Here is a 3,265-nt window from a genome sequence, read left to right as displayed (position 1 = left end):
TACAACACAGGAGGGAAAATGACAACCTTTGAAACGCTCATGAGGACTCATAGTGACGACAAAACAACCAGAGTATTAGCAGGAGTGTAAAAGGCTATCACGGCGGGTCAAACTTTGCGACAGAACCCCAACAGATGGTAGATTGGTAGATTGGCAGGATGGCTTGATACACCTCCACACAACATTCCCATTGCGTGGTATCGGGCAGAGGCACACCGGTTTGCCGCTGCCATTGGGCTAACCGGTATAAGGGTAACCCTAACTGATACTTTAACACCGCGATCATGGCTTTACTGCGCTCGTCGTATTTATCGATAATGCCTGGTGGTAGCGAAGCTTTAAAGACTTCGCCACAGATCGCACAGCGTAGGTGTTGCTGCTCATAGCGATAGGCTTCAAACAGCTGTCCCCCTTCAATACGAATAAATACATCAGGTGTCTTCAATTGATAAAGGCGGCCACCACACTGTAAAGGACAAGGATCACCTGTGGTATAGTCAGGATGATTCAGGACAATGTTTTTTGCGGCGGTATAGGCATCTGCTGCAATACGTCCATGGCCTTTAGTTTTAAGCGGTTGTTGAGCAGTTTTGGTGCCATCATCAGTACTGGTAGGCAACAACTGTGCGTCACGATGATCATTAGCTGCCTCAATGGTTGCTGTTGATGTTATGTCTGGATCAGCTTCGGGCTGAGGTCGATGACGTTTCTCTGTTTGTATCGCAAACACCTTTTTCAGGGTATTAATGCTGATTTTTGAGAAAGTGAGTTTTTGCTGGAGCCATAAACATAAATCTAACACACCCATGATGAGGGTTTGATGGTCTTGGCTTAATGATGAGGCCGTAATGGCCTGCTGGAGATCCTTATAAGCTTCAGGGGATAAGGACTCAATCTTGGGCTGCTTCATACAACAATAAACGGCTATTAGTGAAATGAATGCAGCGTACTAGACAGACAGAGGACTGAGTAAGAAGACATTAGCGGTATAGCATGTACGTTATTTACTGCAGCACACGATTGTCGAGGGGATACCCAATACCTAGCTCTTTTGCAATCGCTGTCTTAGGCCTAGCTGACTCTAAAGCCAGCCTAACAGCTTCTTTTTTGAACTCGGCTGAATAGCTTTTATTTTTCTTTGCATTCATGGGATACACCATAGTTTAGGTGAATTTTATCCTAAAGTGGGGTGTCCGTTTAATGGGGAGAAGATCAGATTTGGGCTGACAGCTGAGAAAAATTTAGCTCAAATCTAACCTGACAGGCACCTAAAAAAGCGAGTAGTGCCAGATCAGATATGAGTCAGTAGGCTTTACAATTCCTTAATAGTAGCAACAAGAGCATCACCTTCAACCCTAACTCTAATACGGGCAGGAGGACCATGGTCAATACCATCAAAGTCATATGCTACTGGAGAATAAGTATTATTATTGAAATCAACAAGCTCATATAGGTCATCTGGAAGACTCTGTCCTGCTTTGTATTTTATGATGTTGAAGTCATAGCTGCCACTATTCGGCAGCTGAAAATCATCGGATTGATCATCATTATTTAGACTAATTTCGCGAATTACACGTCCATCACTCCAAAGAACCTTTTTTTCATCTGGACTAACTCCGGAAATACTCAGTTCAATTCTGTCACCTCGTTCAAATGGCTCTATGTGCGGATCATTATTGGCCACATTGACCTTTACATTATCGATTGTTCCATAGTCGTTAACTATAATAAATTTATTAATAACATCTGGGTCAAATGGTAGCGAAGCTGAAATCAATGTAATCTCGAAATGATCGCTCTCAAGTTTCACGTCTATTTTCGCAGCCCTTCTACCTCCGATACCATCAATATCGATAACCGAAGGTGTATATGTATTATTATTGAAATCAATAAGCTCGAATAGGTCATTGGGAAATATCTGCCCAGCCTGGTATTTTATGATGTTGAAGTCATAGCGGCCACTATTCGGCATCTGAAAGTCATCAGATTGATCATCATCATTCAGACTAATTTCCCGTATTACACGTCCATCATTCCAATGAACCTTTTTTTCATCTGGACTAGTTCCTGAAACAATCAACTCTATTTTGCCCCCTTTCTCAAAAGGCGATATATGGGGATCCTTATCATCATCTATATCCACCTTTACATCCACAATAGTTTCATAGTCATTAACTATCGTAATTCCTGTTATTAAATCTGGATTGAATGGTTGATTCTCGGTTTTATTACTATTGATCATGTTATCATGACTAGTATAAGACATGCATCCATTTAATAGGATAACTCCCGACAACATCTGTATTAAATTAGTATTAAGCAAGTGTCCACTCATAACAAAATACTCTATTAAAATTCAAAATTTTGATTTATTTTAATTTTGTAAATTTCAAGACCCAAGTTTGTAGTTCTGACTTTCAATACACTCCTAATTGCTATTGTTCTTAGGTAATATTTTTAATTCTAGGCTTAATTAATATTGAAACCTGGTGTTTGGTGGAAACATTTGTTTCAAAAACTGATATTTATAATTGGTAAATTATTATTTGCAATTTTATTAAGGCAAACTTACCTGGAAGTATATTGCATAAATTACTAAAGAGTCAGATGAAATGGATACCATCGGGTCGTGATTAGAAATTAAACATACTATAAAATTAGTATGCCTAAAGTATCACTAATATCTTATAGTATCCTTTGTTACCGATTTTTTAGTAACTATGCGTAAATGTCAATAAATACTACGTTTTTTTGAATTTTGATAGCTTTATTTAAAGCAAAAAATATGTCGTAAATAAGACTATATTTTGATTCACCAAATGACTTGATGGAGCATTTATGGCTAAAGTAAACAATCCACCTTCTAAGAAGGTGGATTGTTTACTTCAACCGACACGGAATTAGATACAATGACGATCATTGATTACTACAAAGCGCGCTTTCAAATTGAGTTTTTATTTCGAGACGCTAAAAAATATACAGGATTTACTCACTGCCAGTCACGGAAAAAAGAGGCTACTCATACTCATTTAAATGCGTCATTATCAGCACTCAATGTATTGAAATTAGAGGATCAGCGATTAAAAGGACGCAATGATAGAACAGTAATTTCAATTATTTCATGGAAGCATAAAAAATGGTTCTGTCGCAAAGTTTGACCCGCCGTGATAGCCTTTTACACTCCTGCTAATACTCTACTCTGGTTGTTTTGTCGTCACTATGAGTCCTCATGAGCGTTTCAAAGGTTGTCATTTTCCCTCCTGTG

Annotated in this window: 4 protein-coding genes; 1 reads left to right on the top strand and 3 read right to left on the bottom strand. The window is 38.7% G+C overall.

Annotation, left to right across the window (positions count from 1 at the left end):
- Positions 1-97: 97 nt before the first annotated feature.
- The 3 genes from ACQ96U_RS26985 to ACQ96U_RS26975 all read right to left on the bottom strand — a co-directional run bounded on the left by ACQ96U_RS26985 (position 98) and on the right by ACQ96U_RS26975 (position 2,335).
- A complete protein-coding gene (locus tag ACQ96U_RS26985) occupies positions 98-910 on the bottom strand; it encodes an IS66 family transposase (protein ID WP_431724383.1) in 813 nt (270 codons plus the stop codon).
- Between the two features lie 94 nt (positions 911-1,004).
- The gene (locus ACQ96U_RS26980; RefSeq protein ID WP_431724382.1) at positions 1,005-1,148 is read right to left on the bottom strand and encodes a transposase; all 144 of its coding nucleotides are present in this window, start codon (positions 1,146-1,148) and stop codon (positions 1,005-1,007) included.
- A gap of 164 nt (positions 1,149-1,312) precedes the next feature.
- Positions 1,313-2,335, bottom strand: coding sequence for a hypothetical protein (locus ACQ96U_RS26975; protein ID WP_431724381.1), 1,023 nt, complete (start codon positions 2,333-2,335; stop codon positions 1,313-1,315).
- Positions 2,336-2,876: 541 nt separating this feature from the next.
- Between ACQ96U_RS26975 and ACQ96U_RS26970 the strand changes: the two genes are divergently transcribed.
- Positions 2,877-3,158: a transposase gene (locus tag ACQ96U_RS26970; RefSeq protein WP_431724380.1), complete on the top strand. Its 282-nt coding sequence runs from the start codon at positions 2,877-2,879 to the stop codon at positions 3,156-3,158.
- The last annotated feature ends 107 nt before the right edge of the window (positions 3,159-3,265 follow it).

The sequence above is a fragment of the Zooshikella sp. RANM57 genome (assembly GCF_050749885.1).
Taxonomy (GTDB): domain Bacteria; phylum Pseudomonadota; class Gammaproteobacteria; order Pseudomonadales; family Zooshikellaceae; genus Zooshikella.
Note: the sequence above shows the minus strand (reverse complement) of the source record. Positions and strands in the feature narration are given on the sequence as shown.